The 23,857-nt window shown below is 62.1% G+C and carries 27 protein-coding genes and 1 pseudogene; 15 read left to right on the forward strand and 13 right to left on the reverse strand.

Going from position 1 to position 23,857, the window contains the following annotated elements; all coding sequences use genetic code 11:
• Positions 1-64: 64 nt before the first annotated feature.
• The 3 genes from JFV30_RS06065 to JFV30_RS06075 are packed head-to-tail and all read right to left on the reverse strand — an operon-like array spanning position 65 to position 1,107.
• Positions 65-406, reverse strand: a complete 342-nt coding sequence (locus tag JFV30_RS06065) for a hypothetical protein (RefSeq protein WP_010176133.1) — start codon at positions 404-406, stop codon at positions 65-67.
• Positions 403-789 carry a phage holin family protein gene (locus JFV30_RS06070; protein ID WP_003209078.1) on the reverse strand — a complete coding sequence of 129 codons (387 nt, stop codon included), beginning with the start codon at positions 787-789 and terminating at the stop codon, positions 403-405. Before JFV30_RS06070 ends, JFV30_RS06065 begins: the two co-directional genes overlap by 4 nt.
• A gap of 3 nt (positions 790-792) precedes the next feature.
• Positions 793-1,107: a DUF883 family protein gene (locus tag JFV30_RS06075; protein ID WP_010176132.1), complete on the reverse strand. Its 315-nt coding sequence runs from the start codon at positions 1,105-1,107 to the stop codon at positions 793-795.
• 348 nt (positions 1,108-1,455) lie between these two features.
• Here JFV30_RS06075 and JFV30_RS06080 point away from each other — a divergent pair, with 348 nt between their 5' ends.
• The 11 genes from JFV30_RS06080 to JFV30_RS06130 all read left to right on the forward strand — a co-directional run bounded on the left by JFV30_RS06080 (position 1,456) and on the right by JFV30_RS06130 (position 11,930).
• Positions 1,456-2,664: an ammonium transporter gene (locus tag JFV30_RS06080; RefSeq protein WP_201122485.1), complete on the forward strand. Its 1,209-nt coding sequence runs from the start codon at positions 1,456-1,458 to the stop codon at positions 2,662-2,664.
• An 88-nt stretch (positions 2,665-2,752) separates the two neighbouring features.
• Complete coding sequence (locus tag JFV30_RS06085; protein WP_010176128.1) at positions 2,753-3,772, forward strand: beta-ketoacyl-ACP synthase 3; 1,020 nt, start codon at positions 2,753-2,755, stop codon at positions 3,770-3,772.
• Positions 3,772-4,779 (forward strand): NAD-dependent epimerase/dehydratase family protein, encoded by a 1,008-nt coding sequence (locus JFV30_RS06090; RefSeq protein WP_201122487.1) that lies wholly within the window; start codon positions 3,772-3,774, stop codon positions 4,777-4,779. The genes JFV30_RS06085 and JFV30_RS06090 overlap by 1 nt, the downstream gene beginning before the upstream one ends.
• Entirely contained in the window at positions 4,776-5,630 is an 855-nt protein-coding gene (locus JFV30_RS06095; RefSeq protein WP_201122489.1) for an MBL fold metallo-hydrolase, read from the forward strand. The genes JFV30_RS06090 and JFV30_RS06095 overlap by 4 nt, the downstream gene beginning before the upstream one ends.
• Complete coding sequence (locus JFV30_RS06100) at positions 5,620-6,978, forward strand: F390 synthetase-related protein (RefSeq protein WP_201122491.1); 1,359 nt, start codon at positions 5,620-5,622, stop codon at positions 6,976-6,978. The genes JFV30_RS06095 and JFV30_RS06100 overlap by 11 nt, the downstream gene beginning before the upstream one ends.
• On the forward strand, positions 6,966-8,114 hold the full coding sequence (locus tag JFV30_RS06105) for an ATP-grasp domain-containing protein (protein ID WP_201122493.1): 1,149 nt from the start codon (positions 6,966-6,968) through the stop codon (positions 8,112-8,114). The genes JFV30_RS06100 and JFV30_RS06105 overlap by 13 nt, the downstream gene beginning before the upstream one ends.
• Entirely contained in the window at positions 8,111-9,250 is a 1,140-nt protein-coding gene (locus JFV30_RS06110) for a hypothetical protein (RefSeq protein WP_201122495.1), read from the forward strand. Before JFV30_RS06105 ends, JFV30_RS06110 begins: the two co-directional genes overlap by 4 nt.
• Positions 9,247-10,248: an aromatic ring-hydroxylating oxygenase subunit alpha gene (locus JFV30_RS06115; RefSeq protein ID WP_201122498.1), complete on the forward strand. Its 1,002-nt coding sequence runs from the start codon at positions 9,247-9,249 to the stop codon at positions 10,246-10,248. Before JFV30_RS06110 ends, JFV30_RS06115 begins: the two co-directional genes overlap by 4 nt.
• Before the next feature lie 79 nt (positions 10,249-10,327).
• The gene (locus JFV30_RS06120) at positions 10,328-10,564 is read left to right on the forward strand and encodes a glutaredoxin family protein (protein WP_010176117.1); all 237 of its coding nucleotides are present in this window, start codon (positions 10,328-10,330) and stop codon (positions 10,562-10,564) included.
• 74 nt (positions 10,565-10,638) lie between these two features.
• Positions 10,639-10,974, forward strand: coding sequence for a hypothetical protein (locus tag JFV30_RS06125; RefSeq protein ID WP_029616120.1), 336 nt, complete (start codon positions 10,639-10,641; stop codon positions 10,972-10,974).
• A 65-nt stretch (positions 10,975-11,039) separates the two neighbouring features.
• Positions 11,040-11,930, forward strand: coding sequence for a pseudouridine synthase (locus JFV30_RS06130; RefSeq protein WP_201126129.1), 891 nt, complete (start codon positions 11,040-11,042; stop codon positions 11,928-11,930).
• Positions 11,931-11,987: 57 nt separating this feature from the next.
• Here JFV30_RS06130 and JFV30_RS06135 read toward each other — a convergent pair whose 3' ends face one another.
• Both JFV30_RS06135 and mobA read right to left on the reverse strand, forming a co-directional pair.
• Positions 11,988-12,209: a YgdI/YgdR family lipoprotein gene (locus JFV30_RS06135; RefSeq protein WP_003209090.1), complete on the reverse strand. Its 222-nt coding sequence runs from the start codon at positions 12,207-12,209 to the stop codon at positions 11,988-11,990.
• 80 nt (positions 12,210-12,289) lie between these two features.
• Positions 12,290-12,892 (reverse strand): molybdenum cofactor guanylyltransferase MobA, encoded by a 603-nt coding sequence (gene mobA, locus JFV30_RS06140; protein WP_201122499.1) that lies wholly within the window; start codon positions 12,890-12,892, stop codon positions 12,290-12,292.
• A 75-nt stretch (positions 12,893-12,967) separates the two neighbouring features.
• On the opposite strand from mobA, the gene moaB reads away from it, so the two are divergent.
• Together moaB and JFV30_RS06150 are read left to right on the forward strand one after the other, a co-directional pair.
• The gene (moaB, locus tag JFV30_RS06145) at positions 12,968-13,507 is read left to right on the forward strand and encodes a molybdenum cofactor biosynthesis protein B (protein ID WP_003209092.1); all 540 of its coding nucleotides are present in this window, start codon (positions 12,968-12,970) and stop codon (positions 13,505-13,507) included.
• Positions 13,491-14,717, forward strand: coding sequence for a molybdopterin molybdotransferase MoeA (locus JFV30_RS06150; RefSeq protein WP_201122501.1), 1,227 nt, complete (start codon positions 13,491-13,493; stop codon positions 14,715-14,717). Before moaB ends, JFV30_RS06150 begins: the two co-directional genes overlap by 17 nt.
• 65 nt (positions 14,718-14,782) lie before the next feature.
• On the opposite strand, the gene JFV30_RS06155 is transcribed toward JFV30_RS06150, so the two are convergent.
• From JFV30_RS06155 to minC, 5 genes and pseudogenes are all read right to left on the reverse strand, one after another.
• Complete coding sequence (locus JFV30_RS06155) at positions 14,783-16,072, reverse strand: M18 family aminopeptidase (RefSeq protein WP_003209095.1); 1,290 nt, start codon at positions 16,070-16,072, stop codon at positions 14,783-14,785.
• Between the two features lie 195 nt (positions 16,073-16,267).
• Positions 16,268-16,903: an RluA family pseudouridine synthase gene (locus JFV30_RS06160; protein ID WP_008432172.1), complete on the reverse strand. Its 636-nt coding sequence runs from the start codon at positions 16,901-16,903 to the stop codon at positions 16,268-16,270.
• Between the two features lie 96 nt (positions 16,904-16,999).
• The gene (gene minE / locus JFV30_RS06165) at positions 17,000-17,254 is read right to left on the reverse strand and encodes a cell division topological specificity factor MinE (RefSeq protein ID WP_003175252.1); all 255 of its coding nucleotides are present in this window, start codon (positions 17,252-17,254) and stop codon (positions 17,000-17,002) included.
• A 3-nt stretch (positions 17,255-17,257) separates the two neighbouring features.
• Positions 17,258-18,070, reverse strand: coding sequence for a septum site-determining protein MinD (gene minD / locus JFV30_RS06170; RefSeq protein WP_010176105.1), 813 nt, complete (start codon positions 18,068-18,070; stop codon positions 17,258-17,260).
• 199 nt (positions 18,071-18,269) lie between these two features.
• Positions 18,270-19,006, reverse strand: a pseudogene (minC, locus tag JFV30_RS06175) (septum site-determining protein MinC).
• Positions 19,007-19,124: 118 nt separating this feature from the next.
• Here minC and JFV30_RS06180 point away from each other — a divergent pair.
• Positions 19,125-20,060 (forward strand): lipid A biosynthesis lauroyl acyltransferase, encoded by a 936-nt coding sequence (locus JFV30_RS06180; RefSeq protein WP_010176103.1) that lies wholly within the window; start codon positions 19,125-19,127, stop codon positions 20,058-20,060.
• A 32-nt stretch (positions 20,061-20,092) separates the two neighbouring features.
• Positions 20,093-21,238, forward strand: coding sequence for a patatin-like phospholipase family protein (locus tag JFV30_RS06185; RefSeq protein WP_201122503.1), 1,146 nt, complete (start codon positions 20,093-20,095; stop codon positions 21,236-21,238).
• Between the two features lie 81 nt (positions 21,239-21,319).
• Here JFV30_RS06185 and JFV30_RS06190 read toward each other — a convergent pair whose 3' ends face one another.
• Genes JFV30_RS06190 through JFV30_RS06200 form a run of 3 tightly spaced genes read right to left on the reverse strand, consistent with a single transcriptional unit; the run spans position 21,320 to position 23,854 of the window.
• The gene (locus JFV30_RS06190) at positions 21,320-22,105 is read right to left on the reverse strand and encodes an outer membrane protein OmpK (RefSeq protein ID WP_003209104.1); all 786 of its coding nucleotides are present in this window, start codon (positions 22,103-22,105) and stop codon (positions 21,320-21,322) included.
• Positions 22,102-22,497, reverse strand: a complete 396-nt coding sequence (locus JFV30_RS06195; RefSeq protein ID WP_141629556.1) for a hypothetical protein — start codon at positions 22,495-22,497, stop codon at positions 22,102-22,104. Before JFV30_RS06195 ends, JFV30_RS06190 begins: the two co-directional genes overlap by 4 nt.
• A 43-nt stretch (positions 22,498-22,540) precedes the next feature.
• Positions 22,541-23,854 carry a nucleobase:cation symporter-2 family protein gene (locus tag JFV30_RS06200; RefSeq protein ID WP_201122505.1) on the reverse strand — a complete coding sequence of 438 codons (1,314 nt, stop codon included), beginning with the start codon at positions 23,852-23,854 and terminating at the stop codon, positions 22,541-22,543.
• Between the last annotated feature and the right edge of the window lie 3 nt (positions 23,855-23,857).

Raw genomic sequence — 23,857 nt, forward strand, 5'->3', positions numbered from 1 at the left:
AAGGCCCGGCCCTCGATGGAGAGGGCCGGGCCTTATCTGTTTGCAAGAATGCAGCCAGCGCGGCTCAACTTTTGCGCGAAGCACCTTGCATGGCCAGTTTGATCAGCGGGATCAGACCGGCACCCAGCCGCACCAGGCGGGTCATGGTGCCGATTCCGCCGCCCTTGGCGCCTTTGCCGGTGAGAAAACCCAGCAGTGTCACCACGCCCACGCCCCACAGCGGCGCGTGCTTGATGCCAAAGCCGTCCTGCCAGCTCTGGCCCATGTTGCGGACCTTTTGCAGCGGCAGCATCAGTTGCTGGGACTCGTGACGAATTTCCTGGCGGTGCATTTCCATGCGCAGGCGGATCAACGCTTTGCGCATCTCCCGCCGGGAAGTGTTTTGCGGCAATTCAGTCAGGCTCATGGCAGCAGGCGCTCCCGGTCGTTGGCCAGCTCTTCGAGGGTGGCGTGGAACGGCGTGGACTCATCGAACACCGCCGCCTTCAAGCGCAACCCGCAGAACGCTGCGGCCAATATGTAGAACACACACAGGCTGATGATCCCGGTCAGGCGGTAGGTGTCCCACACCAGAATCATTACCAGCGCCGACAGGCCCACCAGCAACAGCAAGGCAAACACCAGCGCCAGGCCGGCAAACAGCAGCAGGCTGACGGTGCGGGCTTTCTGCTCCTGCAGCTCGATGCCAAACAGCTCGACGTGGCTGTGCAGCAAACCCAGGACAGCCGCGCCCAGGCGCCGTGAAGTAGAACTTGGGCCCGTGGACGAGCCGGATTCGCCGATAGACATAAATTAGCGCCTTGTAGCCAGCAGGCCGATCAAAAAGCCCACACCGGCCGCGATGCCGACGGACTGCCAAGGGTTGGCCTGGACATAGTCTTCCGTGGCCGTAACAGCCGCCTGGCCGCGTTCGCGCAGGGAGTCTTCGGTCAGTTGCAGGGTTTCCCGGGCCTTGAGCAGGCTTTCGTGAATCTTGCTGCGCAGCTCATCCGCCTGGTCGCCCGCGAGGATCGCGGTGTCGTCCAGCAGCTTCTCGGTATCGCTGACCAGGGTTTGAAAATCCGCCATCAATATTTCTTGAGCAGTCTTTGCCGTATTTCTGGCCATGGTTATCTCCGTGAGTGGCTGGTCTGTTTACTTTTGGTTTCGAGTCACCGGCGTCGGTGAAGGTTCACTGCAATTGTCTGGTACAGCTTTTGCTTTGCCTTGGTGCGCGGGCCAGGGGCCTTGCGCTGAATCCGGGCGGTTGGGGCTCAAACCCTGAAAAACCTTACCCTAAATAACTAAAACTCGCGGAAAAACCCTGTCGGATTCTGCCTTTCTCACTGAACGCTGCGCTAAAGCGGTTCACGGCCTCAATAGAGGGCCGGGCCGCCGGTGCCAATGTAGTGCGCGTCATGAAGGTCATGAACTGCTTTGGTGCTTTTTCCTGCATGTGCAGGCCTGCCATTCTCCATGGAAAATTTGCAAAGCGCGGTGGACACCCTCGTCCACAGTTCCAACACGCTGTTTATTCTGATTGGTGCGGTCATGGTCCTGGCCATGCACGCCGGCTTTGCGTTCCTGGAAGTCGGCACCGTGCGCCAGAAGAACCAGGTCAATGCCCTGTCGAAAATCCTCAGTGACTTCGCCATCTCCACATTGGCCTATTTCTTTATAGGCTATTGGATCTCCTATGGCGTGACGTTCATGCAACCGGCGGCGGTGATCAGCGCCGACCACGGCTATGGCCTGGTGAAATTCTTCTTCCTGCTGACCTTCGCTGCGGCGATCCCGGCGATCATTTCCGGGGGTATTGCCGAGCGTGCACGTTTTGTTCCGCAACTGTGTGCCACCGCGTTGATCGTGGCCTTCATCTACCCGTTTTTCGAAGGCATGGTGTGGAACGGCAACTACGGCCTGCAAGCCTGGTTGCTGGCCACCTTCGGCGCCAGCTTCCATGACTTTGCCGGCAGCGTCGTGGTGCACGCCATGGGCGGCTGGCTGGCGCTGGCGGCGGTGTTGCTGCTGGGGCCACGGCAAGGGCGTTATCGGGAGGGGCGGCTGGTGGCGTTCGCGCCGTCGAGCATCCCGTTCCTCGCGTTGGGCTCGTGGATTCTTATCGTCGGCTGGTTTGGCTTTAACGTCATGAGCGCGCAAACCCTGTCCGGCGTCAGCGGGCTGGTGGCGGTCAATTCGTTGATGGCGATGGTCGGCGGCACGGTCGCGGCGTTGGTGATCGGGCGCAACGACCCTGGCTTCTTGCATAACGGCCCGTTGGCCGGCTTGGTGGCGATCTGTGCCGGTTCCGACCTGATGCACCCGGTAGGCGCGCTGGTGACTGGCGTGGTGGCGGGGGGCTTGTTTGTCTGGTGCTTCATCGCGGCCCAGGATCGCTGGAAGATCGATGATGTGCTGGGCGTGTGGCCGCTGCATGGCCTGTGCGGCGTGTGGGGCGGAATCGCCTGCGGGATCTTCGGCCAGACCGCCCTCGGTGGTCTGGGCGGCGTGAGTCTGTTCAGCCAGTTGATCGGCACCGCGCTGGGCGTGGTGGTGGCGCTGGTCGGCGGCTTCCTGGTGTACGGCGTGATCAAGCGCGCTTACGGCCTGCGCCTGAGTCAGGAAGAGGAATATTACGGCGCCGATTTGTCGATCCACAAGATTGGCGCCGTCAGTCAGGACTGAGGGGCGGTTTGCGTTTAGGGGGTTGCGCCTTGCCGCTGCTAATATGGGCAAACAACAACCAGGCGACACCCTTTCAAACGGAACTTGAATGCCAACCTCTCAACGTTTGCCCCTTGCCCACAGGCCAATAATAATCCTGGGGACCGGGCATGCACTGCCTGAGCACATCCTCACCAGTGCGCAACTGGATGTTCAACTCGGCCTGGTAGCCGGCAGCGTCGCTCGCGTCAGCGGCGTCACCCATCGGCACGTGGCCAGCCGTCGCGAGAACGCCGCGAGCCTCGGTGCCATTGCCGCACACCGGGCATTGCTGGCCGCGGGGCTGGCGCTGGAGCAGATCGACCTGGTGGTCTGTGCCAGTGGCACCATGGACCAGGGCATGCCGTGTAACGCCGCGTTGTTGCACCGCGAATTGGGGTTGGGGTCTTCCGGCATTCCCGCCATGGACATCAATGCAAGTTGCCTGGGGTTTATCGCCGCGCTGGATACGCTGTCCTGGCCGCTGCTGGCCGGGCGCTACCAGCGCATCTTGCTGGTGTGTTCGGACATCGCTTCCTGCGGGCTGGACTGGCAGCAGGTGGAAGTCTGCGCAATCTTCGGCGACGGTGCTGCGGCGGTGGTGCTGGCAGTCAGCGACGGCGGGTCGAAAATCCTGGCCTCAAACCTCAAGACGTATTCCGAAGGCGCAGATTTGTGCCAGATCCCCGCCGGCGGTTCGCGTCATCACCCGCGGCGCATCGACGGCCCGTTCGAACCACTGACCAGTTTTTCGATGCAGGGCAAAAGTGTGTTTCGGCTGGCGGCCAAACACCTGCCCATGCTGGTGGAAGAACTGCTGGATCAGGCCGGTTTGACCAAGTCGCAGATTGATTGGGTCATCCCGCACCAGGCCAGCCAGCAGGCGATGCAGCATGCGGCCCGGCGGTTGGGATTTGCCCCGGAACAGGTCATCGACATCTTCGCTTCGCACGGCAATCAGGTGGCGGCGTCACTGCCCACCGCGCTGGATATCGCCATCCGTGACCAGCGTATCCAACGCGGCCAGCGCCTGATGTTGATAGGTACCGGCGCGGGCTTATCCCTTGGCGGCATGGTCCTGGAGTACTGATGAAAGTTCTCGTCACCGGTGGCACCGGATTCATTGGTCGGCACATTGTCTGGCGCCTCGCCGGCCAGGGGTGTGAGGTGCAGTTTACCGGCCGCAATGCCCGTGCTGCGGCCGAGGTCATTCGCCAGAGCCCCGGCGTGGCATCCTGGGTGCCGCTGGAGCACGGCACCTCAGGGGCTTGCCGCACGTTGCTCGATGCCTCGCATGCGTGTGCGGCGGTGGTTCATTGCGCGGCGCTGTCCTCGCCATGGGGCACGGTGCCAGCATTTGCCCGAGCCAATCTCGATTCCACTGCCGAGGTGCTGAATGCCTGCCGCGTCAACCAGGTGAAGCGGCTGGTGCACTTGTCCACACCCAGTCTGTATTTTGCGTTCCGTGATCGTCTCGATATTCGTGAAGACGAACCACTGCCACCCCCGGTCAACGAATACGCGCGCAGCAAGGCATTGGCGGAAGTACGGGTGAATGAGGCGGGGCTTGCCGAAGCAGTGATCCTGCGCCCGCGCGCGGTGTTTGGCCCGTGGGACGCCACCTTGATGCCACGTCTGTTGCGGGTGATGCAGCGCGGGCCGATTCCGCTGATGCGAGGGGGGCAGGCGCAACTGGACCTTACCTGCGTCGACAACCTGGTACACGCGGTGCAGTTGAGCCTGACCCAACCGCTGCCACGGGCGGTGTGCACCTATAACGTCAGCAATGGCACGCCGTTGACGGTCGCTGACTTACTGCAACGCGTCGCCGAGCAGTTTCAACTGAATCTGCGCACCCGGCGCTTGCCATGGCGACTCATGGACGCGCTGGCTCGGGTGCTGGAAGTCGGCGCACACCTGAGAGGCAGCGGCGAGCCGTTGCTGACACGCTATGGCGCCGGTGTGCTGGCGTTCAGCCAAACCCTGGACCTGAGTGCCATTCGAAACGAGCTGGGCTACCGCCCGGTCGTGACGCAGGACGAAGGCATCCGCCAGCACGCACAGTGGTGGCTTGCCCAACAAGGAGTGGGAGCATGAGCCGTACTGTCAGCCTGAGTGTGTTGCGCGCCGGCTGGTGCCAGCACCTGGAATGCCTGGCCGATCGGGGCGGGCGCTGGGCGCCGACGCGTTTTCCGGCCTTGTGCGGTTTGATCCGCCATCCCGACGCGGGCTGGATACTCTACGACACCGGTTACGCCGAGCACTTTTTTAACGCCACCCAGGCACTGCCCGAGCGCCTGTATCGCAGCGCGGTGCCGGTCGAGCTGCCGGTGAAAGAACAGCTGCTCACGCAATTGCGCGCATTCGGTATCGGTCCCGATGACATACGCACGGTGATCATTTCGCACTTCCACAGCGACCACATCGCCGGGCTCAGGGACTTCCCCCAGGCCAAGTTCATCGCATTGGAGGCCGACCGCAAACACATCGACAGCCTGCGGGGCCATCGCTGGCGAGCGACCCTGGGCGGTCATCTGCCGGCGTTGTTGCCCGACGATTTCGCCGCGCGCATGACCCTCGCCGACACCTGCAAAAAAGCCGCGCTGCCGGACTGGATGACACCGTTTCACCAAGGTCTGGATCTGCTCGGCGATGGCAGCCTGCTGGGCGTTCCGCTGCCGGGGCATAGCGAAGGGCAGTTGGGTTTGTTCATGCCCGATGCCCAGGGGCGACCGGTGTTTCTGGTGGCCGACGCGTGCTGGTCGGTCCCCGCCTGCCGTGCCGGGCGGTTGCCGGCGCCACCGGCCTTATGGTTTGCCAGCCACGATGCCAAACAGTATCGCCAGACCTACAGCGGCTTGGGCGAGTTGATTCGCCGCGAGCCGGCCGTGGCGGTGCTGCCTTCCCATTGCACCCATGCCTGGGAGGCGTTCGGCGATGAGCGATGAGCGCTTGATCGGCACATTGCGCAGCGCAGCCAGTTTCCTGCACAGCCGCTACCGGCTGCAGTTTGCCCGCCGGGAACAACTGGAAGCCTGGCAGGCACGGCAGTTGAAATATTTCCTGCAACAGGTATTGCCTCAGTCGCACCGTTTCAAGGGGCAGGTGGTGACGGACCTGAGTGCTTTGCCGCTGATGGACAAAACCACGCTGATGGGCGATTTCGCCGGGTTCAACACCCGTGGCTTGAGCCTGGCGCAGGTGCTGCCAGTGGCACGCCGGGCTGAAGAGTCCCGGGATTTCAGCCCGACGCTGGGTGACCTCACCGTCGGCTTGTCGAGCGGGACCTCGGGTAATCAAGGTGTATTCCTCGTCAGCAGCCTTGAGCGTCAACGTTGGGCCGGCATCCTGCTGGCGCGCACGCTGCCGCGTCATCTGCTGCCACGCCTGCTTTTTCCATGGCGCGCGCCGTTGCGCATCGCATTCTTTCTACGGGCCAATAGCCGGCTCTACACAACGCTGGCCAGTCGACGCATCGACTTTGCCTTCCACGACCTGACCCTTGGGCTCGACGCCGGCCTGGCGCGTCTCAACACTCAGCAACCCGACGTACTGGTGGCGCCGGCCACGGTATTGCGCGGGTTGGCCGAAGCCGCGCTGGCCGGGCGCCTGTCCATCCGCCCGAGCCATATCCTGTCGGTGGCGGAAGTCCTCGAAACGGCGGATGCAGAAGCGGCGCAGGCGGCGTTCGGCGTGGCTCCCCGGCAGATTTACCAGGCCAGCGAAGGCTTCCTTGGCTACACCTGCGAACAGGGTACTTTGCACCTGAACGAAAGCCACCTGCACATCGAGGCGGATTGGCTGGACGCCGCGCGCACACGTTTTCAGCCGATTATCACCGACTTCTCCCGACGCACCCAGTTGATCGTGCGTTACCGTCTCAACGATGTGTTGCGGGTGACCCAGGCGCCTTGCGCGTGCGGGCGTGTCGAACGCGCGATTGCCGCGGTCGAGGGCCGTATGGATGACATTCTTTGGCTGCCCGACGTGAGCGGTGTTCAATTGCGCGCGCTCTATCCGGATGTGCTGCGGCGCGCCTTGCTGATGCACGGTGAGTGCTTGCGGGAATATGAAATTCACCAGCAAGGCCTGCACTGGCAGATCAACGTGCAAGCTGGCGGTGACCACGCCGACCTGTGCCAGGCCTTGATCCAAAGCATTCACGCATTCTGCCAGCAGCAGGGGCTGCAACCTCCGGCGTTGAGTTTTGGCCAGTGGCAGCCGCCGCCAGCGTTTGCCAAGCGCCGTCGTCTGAAACTGCTGCAAATGCCCGAGGGTTTGCCATGCATGTACTGATTCTTGGCGCGCGCGCCCCAGCGTGCCTGGAGTGGGCGCGGGCCTTTGACGAGGCGGGCTGGACGGTCAGCGTGGGTGATTCCGTGAGCCAGCCGCTGAGCCGTTTCAGCTGTTCGGTGCAACACTTTGTGCGCTTGCCGGAACCTCGACAGGCTCCCGCCGCCTGGATCGAGGCGCTGGCGCAAGTGATCCAGGCGCAGCACATCGATTTGCTACTGCCCACCTGCGAGGAAGTGTTTTACCTGGCTCACGGTCTCGCACGCCTGGCGCCGCTGTGCCGGATATTGACCAGCGATTTTGCCTTGCTGCATCGCTTGCATCACAAGGGGCGCTTTGCCGCCATGACTGAGGGGTGGGCGTTGGCGGCGCCTGAAACCCGGCTGTTGACCGATCGCCCGGCGGTGCAGGCATTGATGGATGAAGCAGGCCAGTGGGTGTTCAAGCCGGCTTACTCGCGTTTTGCCTCCCAGACGTTGATTCGTCCGTCTGCCGGACAACTGGTCAAGGTACAGCCCAGTGAAGCGGCGCCGTGGGTGGCGCAGCGGTTTATCGAGGGCCGGGAATACTGCAGCTTCAGCGTGTTGATCGACGGTGAGTTGCGCGCCCACAGCTGCTACCACCCGCGCTATCGGGTGGGGCGTGGGTCGGGGATTTATTTCGAGCCTTGTATGCCAGTGCCGGTGCGCCAGTTTCTCGAACAATTCGGTCGCGAAACGGGCTACACCGGGCAGGTCGGCTTCGACTTTATCGAAGAGTCGGGCGGACATTTTCATGTCCTGGAATGCAACCCGCGAGCCACCAGTGGGGTGCACCTGTTTGACAATCAGCGCAAGCAACTGGTGGCCAGCCTGACTGGCAGCGGCGTGCTTGAACCCACCTGCGAGCCCCGGATGATTGCGCTGGCGATGCTTCTGCTGGCAGCGCCGCAGCGGGTATTGAGCGCGGGCTTCTGGCGTGACTATAGCGATGCCCGGGATGTGATTACCCGCCAGGGTGACTTCTGGCCGCTGCCTGCCCAACTCCTGAGCCTGGCGGAAATCATCGCCCGCGCGGCTTCCCGGCGCTGCGGGCTGCTGGCCGCGTCCACCGCAGACATCGAGTGGAACGGCCAGCCGTTGAGCGAGTACCTGCCATGAGGTTACTGTTCGAAGAGCAACTGCTCAATGAGCCCCCACCCGCCGACGATAGCCTTGCCCGGCGCTATGTGCGCACCTGCGCCGGCGGCGCGCTGATCGGCAACGTCAGCACCCGCATGGCGCTGCTCGACACCGGGACGCAGCAGTTCCCCGTCAGTATCACCGAGGGCCTTGAGCCGGATGGCAATTGCTACGTGGTGTCGCCTCAAACCGCCTTCAGCGGTTACGCCCTCGAAGAGATCAAACGCCTTGGGCGGCCCCGGCTGACCTGGCCGCTGAAGGTCCTGACCCAGGGCGTGCAGCACATGTTGCGCTGGGCCAGGATCGACAAGCTGGTGCAGGTCAACAACTGGCTTCTGTCCACCAACCTTTACCCCGGCGATTGGGACATCAACGAGTTGCCGGCGATCACCGCCTTGCTGCAGCGAACGTTTCCCGATCACGGGTTTGGTTTTCGCTCGCTGAATGACTTCAGCAATCGGCCATTGCGCCAGCGTCTGGAAAACCTCGGCTACCTGAGTATTCCCACTCGGCAGGTCTATCTGTTCGATGGCCGGGCGGGGGCACAGGCCGAGTTTCTCAACCACCACAACACCCGGCTTGACGCCACGTTGCTGCGCCGCAGCCCCTATGAAGTGGTGCCGGGCGCAGCGCTGGACGACGCCGACTTCCAACGCATCGAGCATCTTTACAACCTGCTTTACCTGGACAAGTACAGCACGCTGAACCCGCACTACAGCGCCCAGTGGATGCAGCGTGGTCAGCGCGAAGGCTGGCTGGAGATGCGCGCGTTACGCAACAGTGAGGGGCGCATTGACGGTGCCCTGGGCTGGTTTGCCAATGCGGCACTGATCAGCACGCCGATCGTGGGGTACGACACGGGCTTGCCACAGCGGGCCGGGTTGTACCGCCAGCTCACGCGGTTGTGCCTGCAAGAGGCGGTTGAGCGCGGTGTGGTGCTGAATTTCAGTTCGGGTGCTGCCGGGTTCAAACGCTTGCGCGGGGGCCAGCCGCAGATCGAATACAGCCTGATCCATGTCGCCCATTTATCCTGGGGCCGCAGGTGGGTTTGGCGTGTCCTGAGCCAACTGTTGCATGGCATCGGTGTGCCCCTGATGCGCAGGTTCAAACTATGAGTCAGGTAAACGCCTGGTGGCCGGTAGCCCTGAGCCACGAACTGCGCAATGCGCCGTTGGCATGCCAGCTTTTGGGTCTGCCGCTGGTGCTGTTTCGGGATGAGGGCGGGCGCGCCGCCGTCCTGCCTGATCGCTGCCCTCATCGCTTTGCGCCATTGAGCGCAGGCAAGGTGCGTGATGGGCAGATCGAATGCCCCTATCACGGTTGGCGATTTGCCGCCGACGGGCGCTGTACGCGGGTGCCGGGCACCGAGCAGGCAACGTGCAACAAGCCGTTGCTGGATAGTGTGCAGAGTTGCGAGGCCCACGGGCTGGTCTGGGTCAGTCCAGGGCCCGAGCGTCCGCAAGCACCGCCGGTGGCGCCTGCCCCGCAGCAGCAGAACCTCGACACATTCTGGATAACCGACCAGGTGCAGTGCTCACTCCAGGACGCTGCGGAAAATTTCCTCGACGGGTTTCACACGCATTTCGTGCATGCCGGATGGATACGACACGACAGGCAGCGGCAAAAACTCAGGGTTCGGGTGCGCGCCCTCGCAGACGGCGTGGAGGCGGTCTATAGCGAAGAGGGCAAGCAGTCAGGGTTGATCTCACACTGGTTCGAGGGCGAGCGTGGCGTCAGCATGGGACGCTTTCGTTTGCCGGGGCTGGCCGAGATCGAATACCGCGATGCACGCGGCGGCGTTAACTTGCTGGTCAGTGCGTGGATGACGCCGAGTGGCGATGGCCAATTGCGCTTGTTTGCCCGGGTGGCCACGACACGCGGAGTATTGCCGGCGCTGCTCAAGCGTTGGGTGTTGCGCCGGTTGTTCGGGGTGATCCTGCGCCAGGACCGTCAGATCCTCGAGCGTGTCAGCGCTAATCAGCGGCGCTTTCACCGCATCCCGGCGACGCCTCTGGATGGGCCGCAAGACCTGCTGGGGCCAGGCATACGACAGTTGCTGGAGAACGGTCAGCCACTGGTCTTTGCCGAGCGAGAGCTGGAAATCTGGCTGTAGGGGCGTCAGGAGGGGGCCATGTTTTGCGGTACCCGGACACTGTTAGAATAGGCACCTGATTCTTCCCGGACCCTTTGCCATGCTTCCTGAATGTCAGTTGTTCGGCACCCTGGGCTGCCACCTGTGTGAGTTTGCCGAAGCCGAAATCATGCCGTTGGTCGAACACGGCCTGTTGGTGGAGTTGGTGGATATCGCCGATTCCGAAGCCTTGTTCGAGGCCTACGGCCTGCGGATTCCGGTGCTGCGCCGGGTGGACACGGGCGCCGAGCTGGAGTGGCCGTTCGACGAAGCGCAGGTGGTGAACTTTCTTGGCTAGCACTCGGCGATGGCGAGTTCCCGATTATTCGGTTACTGTATGTTTGTACAGCGATTGAATGAGAGGGAACGCCCGTGGTGAATGTTGAACAACTGAAAAGCAGCGTCAATCGCATGTCCGCCGACGTCGTGCGCGACGCGGTGAACGAGCTGCGCCTCGATGGCCTGGTCACGGAAGGCAAGACGCCGTTTAACAAAGTGCATTTCAATACCTGCTTTGCCGAGATCGAGGCGCTGTTCCAGCGTGCCGGTTATCACAAGCAGCTGGATGTGGTGGGCTATCAGGGCTTGCTGTACGCGCTTTACGATCCGGGCCGCTGGGAAGCGGTGGATGTGCTGCGCTGGCTCAAGGAATTCACCGAGGCGGCCAGTGCATCGCCGGTGTTGCGCGCGGAATTGGTCAAGGCCTGAATCTGTGCTGGGCCTGATCCAGCGGCATGCGGGATAATGCCCGCCTGTATTTCGACGCGTTGAGCCTGCCCATGTCCGTTTTTTCCGCTGCCCAGCATCAAGCCAGCACGTTGTACCTGCCGCCAGGCGCCTGGGCGACCGTGCTGGATTGCCTGTGTGAGCACTTCCCGGCCATCAGCCGTGAACAATGGCTGGACCGCGTCGCCCGGGGCCGGGTGCTGGACATCAACGGGGCACCCATCCATCAGGACCTCGCCTACCGCGAAGGCCTGTGCATCTACTATTTCCGTGAAGTGCCGAACGAGAAAGTGATCCCGGTTCAGGAGACCATCCTGTACGCCGATGAACACTTGGTGGTGGCCGACAAGCCGCATTTTCTGCCGGTAACGCCCGCCGGTGAGTACGTCGAACAAACCCTGTTGCGGCGCTTGATTCGCCGCTTGGACAACCCGGCCCTGGTGCCGCTGCATCGCATCGACCGGCATACGGCGGGGCTGGTGTTGTTTTCGGCCAATCCCCGGACGCGTTCGGCGTATCAACAGCTGTTTCCCACGCGCAAGATCGACAAGTTCTATGAAGCCATTGCCCCGGCCTTGCCCGGGCTGACGTTTCCGCTGGTGCATAAAAGCCGGCTGGTGGATGGCGAGCCGTTCTTTCGCATGCAGGAAGGCGAGGGTGCGAGCAACACCGAGACCGCAGTCGAGGTGCGGGAAAAGCAGGGTGACTTGTGGCGTTATGGCCTGTTTCCGGTGACCGGCAAGAAACACCAGTTGCGGGTGCACATGACGGCGTTGGGCGCGAGTATCTGCAATGATCCGTTCTACCCTGACGTCATCAAGGATGCCGAGGACGACTACGCCAATCCGCTCAAGCTGCTGGCCCAGGGCGTGCGTTTTATCGACCCGGTGACCGGCCAGGAGCGCAGTTTTCGCAGCGGGATCAGCCTGGACTGGTAAACCCCAGGTACGAAAAAGCCCGCATCAAGCGGGCTTTTTCGTATCCGGCGTTAAGACTTACAGGTCTTTAACGGTGCGAACCTGATCCTTGTTGATCTGGGTGCGCTTGCCATCCAGCTGTTCGAATTCGTAGAAGCCGGTGGACTTGTCGAATTTAGGAGTGTCGACGGCCTGGATTTCGCGACCGTCATTCAGGGTGATCACTGTTGGCGAGGCGCAACCAGCAAGGGTAGCGAGGCCCAGTGCAAGCATGAGAGCGGCGATGGTCCGTTGAGTCATGAGTTTGTCTCCGAGAGAATGCTTTGTTGAGTACTGACCTTGTGACGTGTGCAACGCCGGCAAAGTTCCTTGTTCGACGTTCATTCTGACACGCTGGGCGGGCGGTGCAACAACTCAGGTGTGTTGAAGTTGGCCAGGCGAGGGTCATCCGCAGGGCAATCCAGGGCCTTGGCCCCCAGCGCCTGCATGATCTGGCGTGGGCTGCGCTCGCCGGCTGCCCAGGCACGCTCGAAAGTTTCATGTAGCAGAGTGGGTATCACACACAGCAACGGCTCCCAGAAGTCGCCATGGCGCACCATCACCGGCAGCAACGGGTTTTGCCGGGCCGTGCCGAGCAGGTCGGCGAGCAGTTGCTCATCGATTTGCGGCACGTCGCACGGCAACACCAGCAGATGCCCATGCCGTGCCGCCGCCAGCCCTGCGCGGATACCGGCAAGGGGGCCGGGGAAGTCCGGGCTGTCATCGCCGACCAATTGATCGGCGTACGCCGCGTACTGCGCTTGGTTGCGATTGCAGGAGATGATCAGGTCGTCGGTCAACGGCCGCACCAGGCGATGCAGGTGCGCAATCAGCGGCTGCCCGTGCCAGTCGAGCAAGCCCTTGTCGAGGCCGCCCATGCGCTGGCCTCGGCCGCCGGCCAGCAACAGCACGGAGCAGGGCAGTGGGAAAGAATGGCTTGGCATGACGGCTCCTGCGGGCAGTGAAATGGGGGGCTGTGATATAACATCGGGCTGTTCCTTCGACAACCGGACCGAGCCATGAAAGCCAAGGCTGATGCGCCCTTTGTACCCCTGAATATCGCTGTATTGACGGTCAGTGACACCCGCACCCTGGAAACCGACACCTCGGGCCAGGTCTTCGTCGACCGCCTGACCGCCGCCGGCCACCTGCTGGCCGAGCGGGTGCTGCTTAAAGATGATCTGTACAAAATCCGTGCGCAAGTGGCGCACTGGATTGCCGAAGACGTGGTGCAGGTGGTGTTGATCACCGGCGGTACCGGCTTCACCGGCCGCGACAGCACCCCGGAAGCGGTGAGCTGCTTGCTGGACAAGCAGGTAGATGGTTTCGGTGAGCTGTTCCGGCAAATTTCCGTGGCCGATATCGGCACCTCCACCGTGCAGTCCCGTGCCCTGGCCGGCCTGGCCAATGGCACCCTGGTGTGCTGCCTGCCGGGCTCCACCAACGCGGTGCGCACCGGTTGGGACGGGATACTCGCCGAGCAGCTGGATAACCGTCACCGCCCGTGCAACTTCGTCCCGCACCTGAAACAGGCCGAGCCCTGTGAATCCCGTGGGTAAGCCGGGCAAGACCGGCGCGTTGATGCCGGTGGAAGACGCCCTCGAACAGCTGCTGGCGATGGCCGAGGCAGCGCCGATTCGCGAGCAGGAAACCTTGCCGCTGGCCGAATGTGACGGTCGGGTGCTGGCGCAGGCGCTGGTTTCTACCCTGGACTTGCCGCCGTGGCCCAACAGCGCCATGGACGGGTACGCCCTGCGCCTGGCGGACTGGACCGGCGAGCCACTGGTGGTCAGCCAGCGCATTTTCGCCGGCACGGCACCGCAGCCCCTGGCCGCCGGCACCTGTGCGCGGATCTTCACCGGCGCCCCGGTGCCGGAAGGGGCGGACTGCGTTGAGATGCAGGAAAACGCCGTGGTCCACCCCGATCAGCGCGTGAGCTTTACCGAGTCGCTGCAGGTGGATCAAAACATCCGTCCCCAAGGCCAGGAAACCACCGTGGGCGAATTGGTGTTGCCCGCCGGCACACGCCTGGGGCCGATCGAACTGGGGCTGGCCGCATCCCTGGGCCGTGATCGCCTGGAGGTGATCCGTCGCGCCCGTGTGGCCGTGCTGTCCACCGGCGACGAGTTGATCGAGCCGGGCCTGCCGTTGGGCCCCGGGCAGATCTACAACAGCAATCGCCGGGTGTTGTGCAGCTGGCTGGAGCGCCTGGGCTGCGAAGTGGTGGACGCCGGGATCCTGCCGGATGACCTGGAACAAACCCGCGAGCGCCTGGGGGCGTTGGGCTCGGTTGACCTGATCCTGTCCACCGGCGGTGTGTCGGTGGGCGAGGCGGATTTCCTCGGGATTGCGCTGCGCGAAGAAGGTGAACTGGCGCTGTGGAAGCTGGCAATCAAGCCTGGCAAGCCCCTGACGTTCGGGCATTTTCGTGGCGTGCCGGTGATCGGTTTGCCGGGCAACCCGGCGTCGACGCTGGTGACCTTCGCCTTGCTGGCGCGGCCTTACCTGTTGCGCCGCCAGGGCGTGCAGGACGTGCAGCCGTTGCGCATTGAAGTGCCGGTGGGGTTTGTGTGGGCCAAGCCGGGGAACCGTCGCGAGTACTTGCGCGGTCGGCTGGAGCAGGGCAAGGCGATCATCTACCGCAACCAGAGCTCGGGTGTGCTGCGCAGTGCGGCCTGGGCCGAGGGGTTGGTGGAAGTGCGGGAAGGGACGACGCTGGAGATCGGTGATCGGGTCAACTTCATTCCGTTGAGTGAAGTCTTGAGTTAGTCACCGCATTACCCTTGTGGCGAGGGAGCAAGCTCCCTCGCCACAAAAGCTCGATTTCCTCAGGTTTACGGCAAATCACGACTCGCGTAAAACGCACTCAACACCTTCACCAGGTGCGCCAGGTCATGGCTGCCGCACAGCTCGCGAATCGAGTGCATGGCAAACGTCGGCAAACCGATATCCACGGTGCGCACGCCCAGGTGACTGGCGGTGATCGGGCCGATGGTCGAGCCGCACCCCATGTCGCTGCGTACCACAAAGCTCTGCACCGGCACTTCTTCAGCCATGCACAGGTGGCGGAAGAACCCGGCCGTTTCGCTGTTGGTGGCGTAGCGCTGGTTGCTGTTGACCTTGATCACCGGGCCGGCATTGAGTTTCGGGCCGTGGTTGGCGTCGTGCTTCTCGGCGTAGTTGGGGTGCACGCCGTGGGCGTTGTCCGCAGAAACCAGCAGCGACTTCTGGATGGTGCGTACGAATTCATCACCTTCCGGCAGCAGGCGACGCAGGGTCTGCTCCAGCATCGGGCCGTCGGCACCGCAGGCGGAGCACGAGCCGACTTCTTCGTGGTCGTTGCACACCAGCACGCAGGTTTCGTCGGTTTCGGCGGTGAGCAAGGCTTGCAGGCCGGCGTAGCACGACAGCAGGTTGTCGAGGCGGGCACCGGCGATAAAGTCGCCATTGAGGCCGATCACGGCCGCGCTCTGGGTGTCGTAGAAGCTCAGTTCATAGTCGAGCACCACATCGGCGTTCAGGCCGTGTTCACGGGCCAACTGCTCGGTGAGCACTGCGCGGAAGTCCACACGCTCGTCACCGGCAAACTGCGCGAGGATCGGCGGCAGTTCGGTCTGGGCATTGATCGCCCAACCCTGGTTGGCTTCACGGTTCAGGTGAATGGCCAGGTTGGGGATGATCGCGATGGGCAGCTTGAAGTCGATCAACTGGCTTTCGACCTTGCCGTCACGGCGGAAAGTCACGCGGCCAGCCAGGGACAGGTCGCGGTCGAACCACGGTGCCAGCAGCGCACCGCCGTACACTTCCACACCCAGTTGCCAGAAACCCTGGCGTTGCAGTTCAGGTTGTGGCTTGACCCGCAGGCACGGGCTGTCGGTGTGGGCGCCGACCAGGCGGATGCCGCCTTGCAGGGGCGAGTGGCGGCCGAGCTTGAAGGCGATGATCGAGGAGTCGTTGCGGGTCACGTAATAACGCCCGTTGGCCTCGGTGGTCCAGGTCTCGCGCTCGTCAAGACGCTGGAAACCGGCCGCCTCCAGGCGCTGTGCAAGGGCGGCGGTGGCATGAAACGGGGTAGGGGAGGCCTTGAGGAAGTCGATCAGGCCTTGGTTCAACTCTTCGCGCATAAGTAGCTCCAGACAGCAATGGCGCGAGTTTACCGTATTGGCTCAGAATTTGGAGGGAAGCTGTTTTCTTGATACGGGCACAAAACCCATGTGGGAGCTGGCTTGCCTGCGATAGCGGTCTGCCAGTCACCAATATGGGGCTGACACACCGTTATCGCAGGCAAGCCAGCTCCCACCTTTGATCGGGGTTGCAGCTTAAAACGGCGCCGGGCACTCGAAGCGCAGACGCTCGCCGCTCTGGGGATGGGTGAAGCTCAACATGCTGGCGTGCAGGCACAGGCGTGGCCAGGCGGCCAGTGCCTGTTCATGGGCGTACAAACCGTCACCCAGCAACGGATGCCCGATGGACAGCATGTGCACCCGCAGTTGATGCGAACGGCCGGTGATCGGCGTCAGTTCAACCCGGCACCAGTCGCCGCAGCGCTCCAGGACTTTCCAGAAGGTCAGCGCGTTCTTGCCGAACTCATGGTCCACCACGTGCCGTGGCTTGGTCGGCGGGTCGTAGCGCAATGGCAGGTCGATGCTGCCGCTGTCCAGTTCCGGTTGGCCCCAGCACAGCGCGGTGTAGGCCTTTTCGGTTTCCCGGTCGTGGAACTGACGGGACAGTTCACGGTGGGTGTCTGCGTCGCGAGCCAGCAGGATGATGCCCGACGTTTCCCAGTCCAGCCGGTGGACGATGCGGGCTTCGGGGTAGCCGTTTTCCTGCAGGCGGGTGATCAGGCAGTCCTTGTTGTCGTCGGCGCGACCGGGCACCGAGAGCAGCAGGGTTGGCTTGTTCACCACCAGGACAGCAGCGTCCTGATGAAGGATATGGACATTGGACAACGGCATTAAAACAGCCTCGTAACAAACGCCAACGGCGGCTCGCTCACCCGGCCCCTTGTGGGGAGCCAGGTAACCGAGCCGCCGTGGCGACCGCCTTTTCGATCAACGATCAGGCAGGGTGATATTGAGTTCCAGAATCGAGCAGCTGCCGTCATTTTCCAGGGCGACATGCACGTCATCGTTGCCGATATTGACGTACTTGCGGATCACCTCAACCAGTTCCTTCTGCAAGGCTGGCAGGTAATCCGGGGTGCTGCGTTGGCCGCGTTCGTGCGCCACGATGATCTGTAGACGCTCTTTCGCTACCGACGCGGTACTTGGCTTTTTGTTGGCGCGAAAGAAGTCGAGAAATTTCATTGTTTAGTTGCCTCCAAAGATACGCTCGAAGAATCCCTTCTTCGCTACATCGAGGAAGCGATGTTCCACGGTTTTGCCCAGCAAGCGATCAACCGCATCGCTGTACGCCTGGCCGGCGTCGCTCTGGTCGTCGAGAATCACCGGCACGCCCTGGTTGGAAGCCTTCAGCACAGCCTGGGATTCCGGGATCACGCCCAGCAGGGTCACGGCCAGGATGTCCTTGACGTCTTCAACGCCGAGCATCTCGCCCTTGCTGACGCGCTCAGGGTTGTAACGGGTCAGCAGCAGGTGTTCCTTGATCGGCTCTTCGCCTTTCTCGGCGCGCTGGGACTTGCTGGCCAGCAGGCCGAGCATGCGGTCCGAGTCACGTACCGACGACACTTCAGGGTTGGTCACGACGATGGCTTCGTCGGCGAAGTACATCGCCAGGTGAGCACCGGTCTCGATACCCGCCGGGGAATCGCACACCACGTATTCGAAGGTTTCTTTCAGTTCGGCGAGGACCTTGCCCACGCCTTCCTTGGTCAGCGCTTCTTTGTCGCGGGTCTGGCTGGCGGCCAGTACGTACAGGTTCTCAAGGCGCTTGTCCTTGATGAGGGCCTGTTGCAGGTTGGCTTCGCCGTTCACGACATTGACGAAGTCGTACACCACGCGGCGTTCGCAGCCCATGATCAGGTCGAGGTTACGCAAACCGACGTCGAAGTCGACGATGACTGTCTTGTGGCCGCGCAGAGCGAGGCCGGTACCGATAGCGGCGCTGGTGGTGGTCTTACCCACACCACCCTTGCCGGATGTAACCACGAGAATCTTGGCCAAGGTGTTTCACCCCTAAGGAAAAAGGACTTTTTAGCCCCTGAAAAACATCTCTTGAAACTCGCTGCAGGCGGGCAGCTCTTGTAGGAGAAAGCACGGTTTGCCTGGGCAAACCCCGCCTTTAAATTATTCCTACACAAGTTTTGCCGTTTTCGCTGTGCTATCAGAGTCTAGAGATGCTTGGAAAATGCGGCAGTATCCGTTAAAGACGAACGATGTTCAACACATCGCCCGACAGGCTGACTTGTACCCCGGCCCCCACAGCGGATCGCGGCGCAAATCTTCCGAAACCTTGTACTGGCCTGCGATGGACACTAGCTCAGCGGTCAACTGCTGGCAAAAAATACGGGCCTTTGTGTCACCTTTTATGCCGGCCAGTGCACGACCACGCATGGGGCCGTATACATGGATGTTTCCGTCGGCGAGAAGTTCCGCCCCCGGACTGACCGGGGCGATGACGACAAGGTCGCCACCCTGGGCGTAAATCTGCTGCCCGCCCCGTACGGGAGAGGTGATGATCTTTGTAGGCTTGATCGTCGGCTCCGGCGGTTTTTCCGGTTTTTTCTTCTCTTCGCCGACCAACGGGTCGAGCGGACGCTCCCGTGCACCGGACGGCGGCAGTACTGGCAGTTCAATGGCGATTGCCGCGGCAATGTCTTCGATACGGCTGGCACGAATCGCCAGGGTGCGCAGGCCATGTTGACGGCACACACGCATCAGACCGGGCAGGTCGACAGCGCCCTGGCCGGCCGGGAGTTTGTCCAGGGCCAGCACCAGCGGCGCATTGTTGAAGAAGTTCGGCGCGAGGGCGACCTTGGCGGCGAGCTGGCGGTCCAGGGCATCAAGGTCGTTGCGGGCCAGTTCCAGCACGGTAATGGCGAGCATGCTGCCTTTCAGCTGGAACACGGGATCTTGGTCTAGCGGTTCGGTTTGGCTCATGGTCGGCAAAGCGGCTTGTCACGAAAAGTGTCGAGACTTATAACGAGAACATCCGCTAGCCGCAAGCCGGGTCGAACCGTTGTAGAATGCGCGGCCGTTGTCTTTGCCGGAATCATTAATGGATCGCCCGCGTTTTCGAGCTGAATTTTTTCACCCGCGTTTTTGGCTGTTATGGCTGGGACTCGGTTTGCTGTGGCTGATTGTGCAGTTGCCATACCGGGTTTTACTGGGGATTGGCCGTGCCCTGGGTGCGGGAATGTACCGGGTAGCCGGTGAACGTCGACGCATCGCTGCGCGAAACCTGGAACTGTGCTTCCCGGAAAAGTCCGCCAAAGAGCGTAAACATTTGCTCAAGGAAAACTTTGCCTCCACCGGCATTGCCTTCTTCGAGATGGCCATGAGCTGGTGGTGGTCCAAGCCGCGCCTGGCGCGCCTGGCCCATGTCGAAGGGCTGGAGCACCTCAAGCAGGCGCAGTTGGAAGGCAAGGGCGTGATCCTCATGGCCCTGCATTTCACCACCCTGGAAATCGGCGCCGCGTTGCTCGGGCAGAAACACACCATCGACGGCATGTACCGCGAGCACGGCAACCCGCTGTTCGATTTCGTCCAGCGCCGTGGCCGCGAGCGGCACAACCTCGACTCCCTGGCCGTAGAGCGCGAAGACGTGCGCGGCATGCTCAAGCTGCTGCGCGCTGGCCGCGCCATCTGGTACGCACCGGACCAGGACTACGGCGCCAAGCAAAGTATCTTCGTGCCGTTGTTCGGCATTCAGGCCGCCACCGTCACCGCCACCAGCAAGTTTGCACGCCTGGGCAAGGCGCTGGTGGTGCCGTTCACCCAGGAACGCCTGGCCGACGGCAGTGGTTATCGCCTGGTGATCCATCCGCCGCTCACCGACTTCCCCGGTGAAACCGACGAGATCGATTGCCTGCGCATCAACCAGTGGGTTGAGGCCTCCGTGCGCGAATGTCCCGAGCAATACCTGTGGACCCACCGCCGCTTCAAGAGCCGGCCACCGGGTGAGCCTAAGCTGTATGAGAAACGCCGTCGTTGATCTGAAGTCCCCAAGCAACATGGAGTGATGCAATGCGCCCAGCTGAACCGGTCACAGGTTTGATTCTTTCCGGAGGCGGGGCGCGGGCCGCCTATCAGGTGGGGGTATTGGCGGCGATTGCCGAACTGTTGCCGCCGGGGGCCGCCAATCCGTTTCCGGTGATTGTCGGCACCTCGGCCGGGGCGATCAATGCGGTCAGCCTGGCCAGCGGCGCGATGGATTTTACCGCCGCCATCCAGCGCCTGACTGCCTTCTGGCAGGGCTTTCGCAGCCACCTGGTGCTGCGCAGCGACTGGCCCGGGGTGATCAGCCAGGCGAGCCGGTTTCTTATCCACAGTCTGCTGGGGCTGGGAGCGCAGGTGCCGGTGGCACTGCTCAACAGTTCGCCGCTGCGGGACTTGTTGCGGGACAAACTGCACCTGGAAGGCATCAACGAGTCGATCCGCCAGAAGCACCTGCATGCGGTGGCCGTCACTGCGTTTGGCTACGAGTCCGGGCAAGCGGTCACCTTCTATCAGGGCGGCGGCACCATCGATGCGTGGCTGCGGCATCGGCGCATCGGCATTCCCACCCAATTGACCGTTGAACACCTGCTGGCCAGCTCGGCGATTCCGCTGCTGTTTGCGCCGGTGAAACTCGATCAGGAATATTTTGGCGACGGTGCCGTGCGGCAATCGGCGCCGATCAGCCCGGCGCTGCACCTGGGGGCGAGCCGTGTGCTGGTGGTGGGCGTCAGTGGCAACCCGCGCGGCAACGCCCCGTCGAACCCGGCACGCACGTTCACGGGTCAGGAGCCGACCCTGGCGCAGATCGGCGGGCACATGCTCAACAGCACGTTCATCGACAGCCTGGAAAGCGACATCGAATTGCTCGAGCGCCTGAACCAGTTCAGTCATGTGTTGCCTGCCAATGCGGCGATACAAGGGTTGGCGCCGGTGGAAGTGTTGGTGATCGCGCCAAGCCAGCCAATCGATGAAATTGCGGCACGTCACCGCCAGGAATTGCCGGCGGCATTGCGCCTGTTTCTGCGCGGGCCGGGGGCGACCAAAACCAGTGGCGCGGGCGTGCTCAGCTACTTGCTGTTCGAGGCGGGGTATTGCAGCGAGTTGATCGAATTGGGACGGCGGGATGCGCTGGCCAAGCGCGAAGAGCTGAAGCGGTTTCTGGGCCTTGGCTGATTACCTGTAGGAGCCCGGCTTGCCGGCGATAGCGCCCTTGAGAACGCCATCGCCAGCAAGCCGGGCTCCTACAGGGGAACATCAGAAGTGGTACTTCACCAACAGGCTCGCCGTGTCCTGATTGGTCTCGAACGCGCCGCTGTCCTGGATCCCGTATTTGTTCTTCCAGTAATCGTACTCGATACCGACATACAACTGCTTCTCGCCCCAATGCAGCGCCTTGCCCAGGTCATATTTGATCTGCGGGTTGAAGTGCAGGTTGGCGTGGTAAGTGCCGCGGGCGTTCTTGTCGTTGTCCACCACCCAGTCCATAAAGCCGTCGATCAGCACATTGGAGTTGCCCACCGGGATTGTGTACGACCACACCGGTGTGATCTGCCACACGCCATCACCCGGGCGATTGCCTTCGGTCTGGCGTTGGTAGAAGTTCAACTGGAAGTAATCGAAACCAGGGATTGCCAAGTCGAAGCCCGGGCCCAGCAAGTACGATTCGTTATCGCCTTCACCGAACTCGTAAGTGAACGCCAGCAACACGTCCTTGATCGGACCGAACGACAAGTCCTTGTCGAAAATCTTGCCGAACGACAAGCGCGGGCTGAACTCACCGTAGTAAGTACTTGGGCCTACGTTGCCGTCTTCCTTGCCGTTGTAAAAGATGCGGTCGAGAAAGAAGAAGTTGTCACCGTACTTCCACGCGTCGGCGTGTTCGAAGGTCACGGTTTGCTGGATCTGCGGGTTAACAGTGAAGTTCTTGCCCCACAGATAAGTCAGGCTGTTGTTCTGCCACTGCAGCAGATCACCGGCCATGGCCTGGCCCCCGGCCAGCAGGGATCCTGCCAGCATCAGGCTGTTCACAGTACGTTTCATTCGGTTGCTCCCGAGGTAAAGGTTTCTGGTTTTTTTTCTAAGCGGACGCTCTGGTGTGGCGTCTTTTGGCTTACCGCAAAAATCGTCTGTTCGGTCAGCTTTAATGCTTTTAGCAAGAGCTGCGCCAAGGTGTTTAAAAAGCCAAAAAATCCCCGTCGGCTGCGATTGACGCAGTCGAATTCGGAGAGTTTTTGCACACATTGGCTGCGGACCTGGGGCCGGGATAAGTTGGCCTTGCAGTCAGCTTTTACATTCGCTGTTTTTTTTTGAGTCGATTTGAGCGGGCGCCGAGAATACTGACTCCCAGGCCTGTGCTCAAGTGCGCTGTTACAGAGCGCGCGGGGCGAGAATGGGGCACGGCGTTTGGCCGGCCCCGGGTGAATGGCGTGCATGGTGTATTCCCTGATCGTTATTGTTTTTGTTGGGACGCAGGAATCAATGTTGGTGTGCGTGTTCGCTGGTAACAGCGCGCTCGGCGCCACCCAGAATGTTGAATAACAGGTTCAGCGACAGCGCACTGATCGTGGCCATGGCGATACCGCTGTGAGTGATCGGGCTCATCCACAGCGGCAGTTGCGCGAAGAATTCGGGACGCACCACCGGGATCAAACCCATGCCAATACTCACCGCCACCAGCAACTGGTTACGGCGGTCGGCGATGTCGGCTTCCTGGAGGATCTTGATCCCGGTGGCCGCCACCATGCCGAACATGGCAATCGCTGCGCCGCCCAGTACAGCGGGAGGAATCGAGGCCACGAGAAACGCGGCCTTGGGCAGCAGGCTCAGCACAATCAGAAACGCCCCGGCCATGATCGTCACCGAGCGGCAGCGCACGCCGGTCATCTGCACCAGGCCGATGTTCTGCGCGAACGAGGAGTGGGTAAAGGTGTTGAAGAACCCGGCAAAAAACGACGCGCCGGCGTCACACAACAAACCGCGACGCAGCATCTTTGGCGTGACGTCCTGGCCGGTGATCTTGCCCAGGGCAAGGAACATCCCGGTGGACTCGACGAAGATAATCACCACCACCAGGCACATCGACAGAATCGGCGCCAACTCGAACTTGGGCATGCCGAAATGCAGCGGCGTCACCACTTGCACCCACGGCGCCTGCGCGAGGCCGCTGAGGTCGACCATGCCGATCATCCCGCACAACCCGTAGCCGAGGGCCATGCCGATCAGCACCGAGATGTTCACCCAGAAACCGCGCATGAAACGGTTGATCAGCAGAATGGTGGCCAGCACCAGTGCGGCGATCGCCAGGTAAATCGGTGAGCCAAACGTGGAGGCCGCAGCACCGCCGCCGGCCCAATTGACCGCGACGGGAAACAGCGAAAGACCGATGGCGGTGATCACGGTGCCGGTCACCAGGGGCGGAAAGAAGCGCACCACCTTGGACATGAACGGCGCGATCAGCATGCCGAAAAAACCGGCGGCGATGGTCGCGCCGAAGATCCCCTGCAGGCCGATGCCGGGCATGCCCGCCATGGCGACCATGCTGCCGACTGCGGCGAAACTGGCGCCCATCATCACCGGCATGCGGATGCCGACGGGGCCGATGCCGAACGACTGGACCATGGTTGCGATGCCTGCCACCAGCAGGTCGGCGTTGATCAGGAAGGCGATTTCTTCACGGCTCAGGCCCGCGGCCTGGCCGATGATCAAAGGCACGGCGACGGCGCCACCGTACATCAGCAAGACGTGTTGCAGGCCTACCAGAATCAGTTGCAAGAGGGGAAGCCGCACCATGGG

The organism is Pseudomonas sp. TH32, from assembly GCF_016650855.1.
Classification (GTDB): Bacteria; Pseudomonadota; Gammaproteobacteria; order Pseudomonadales; family Pseudomonadaceae; genus Aquipseudomonas.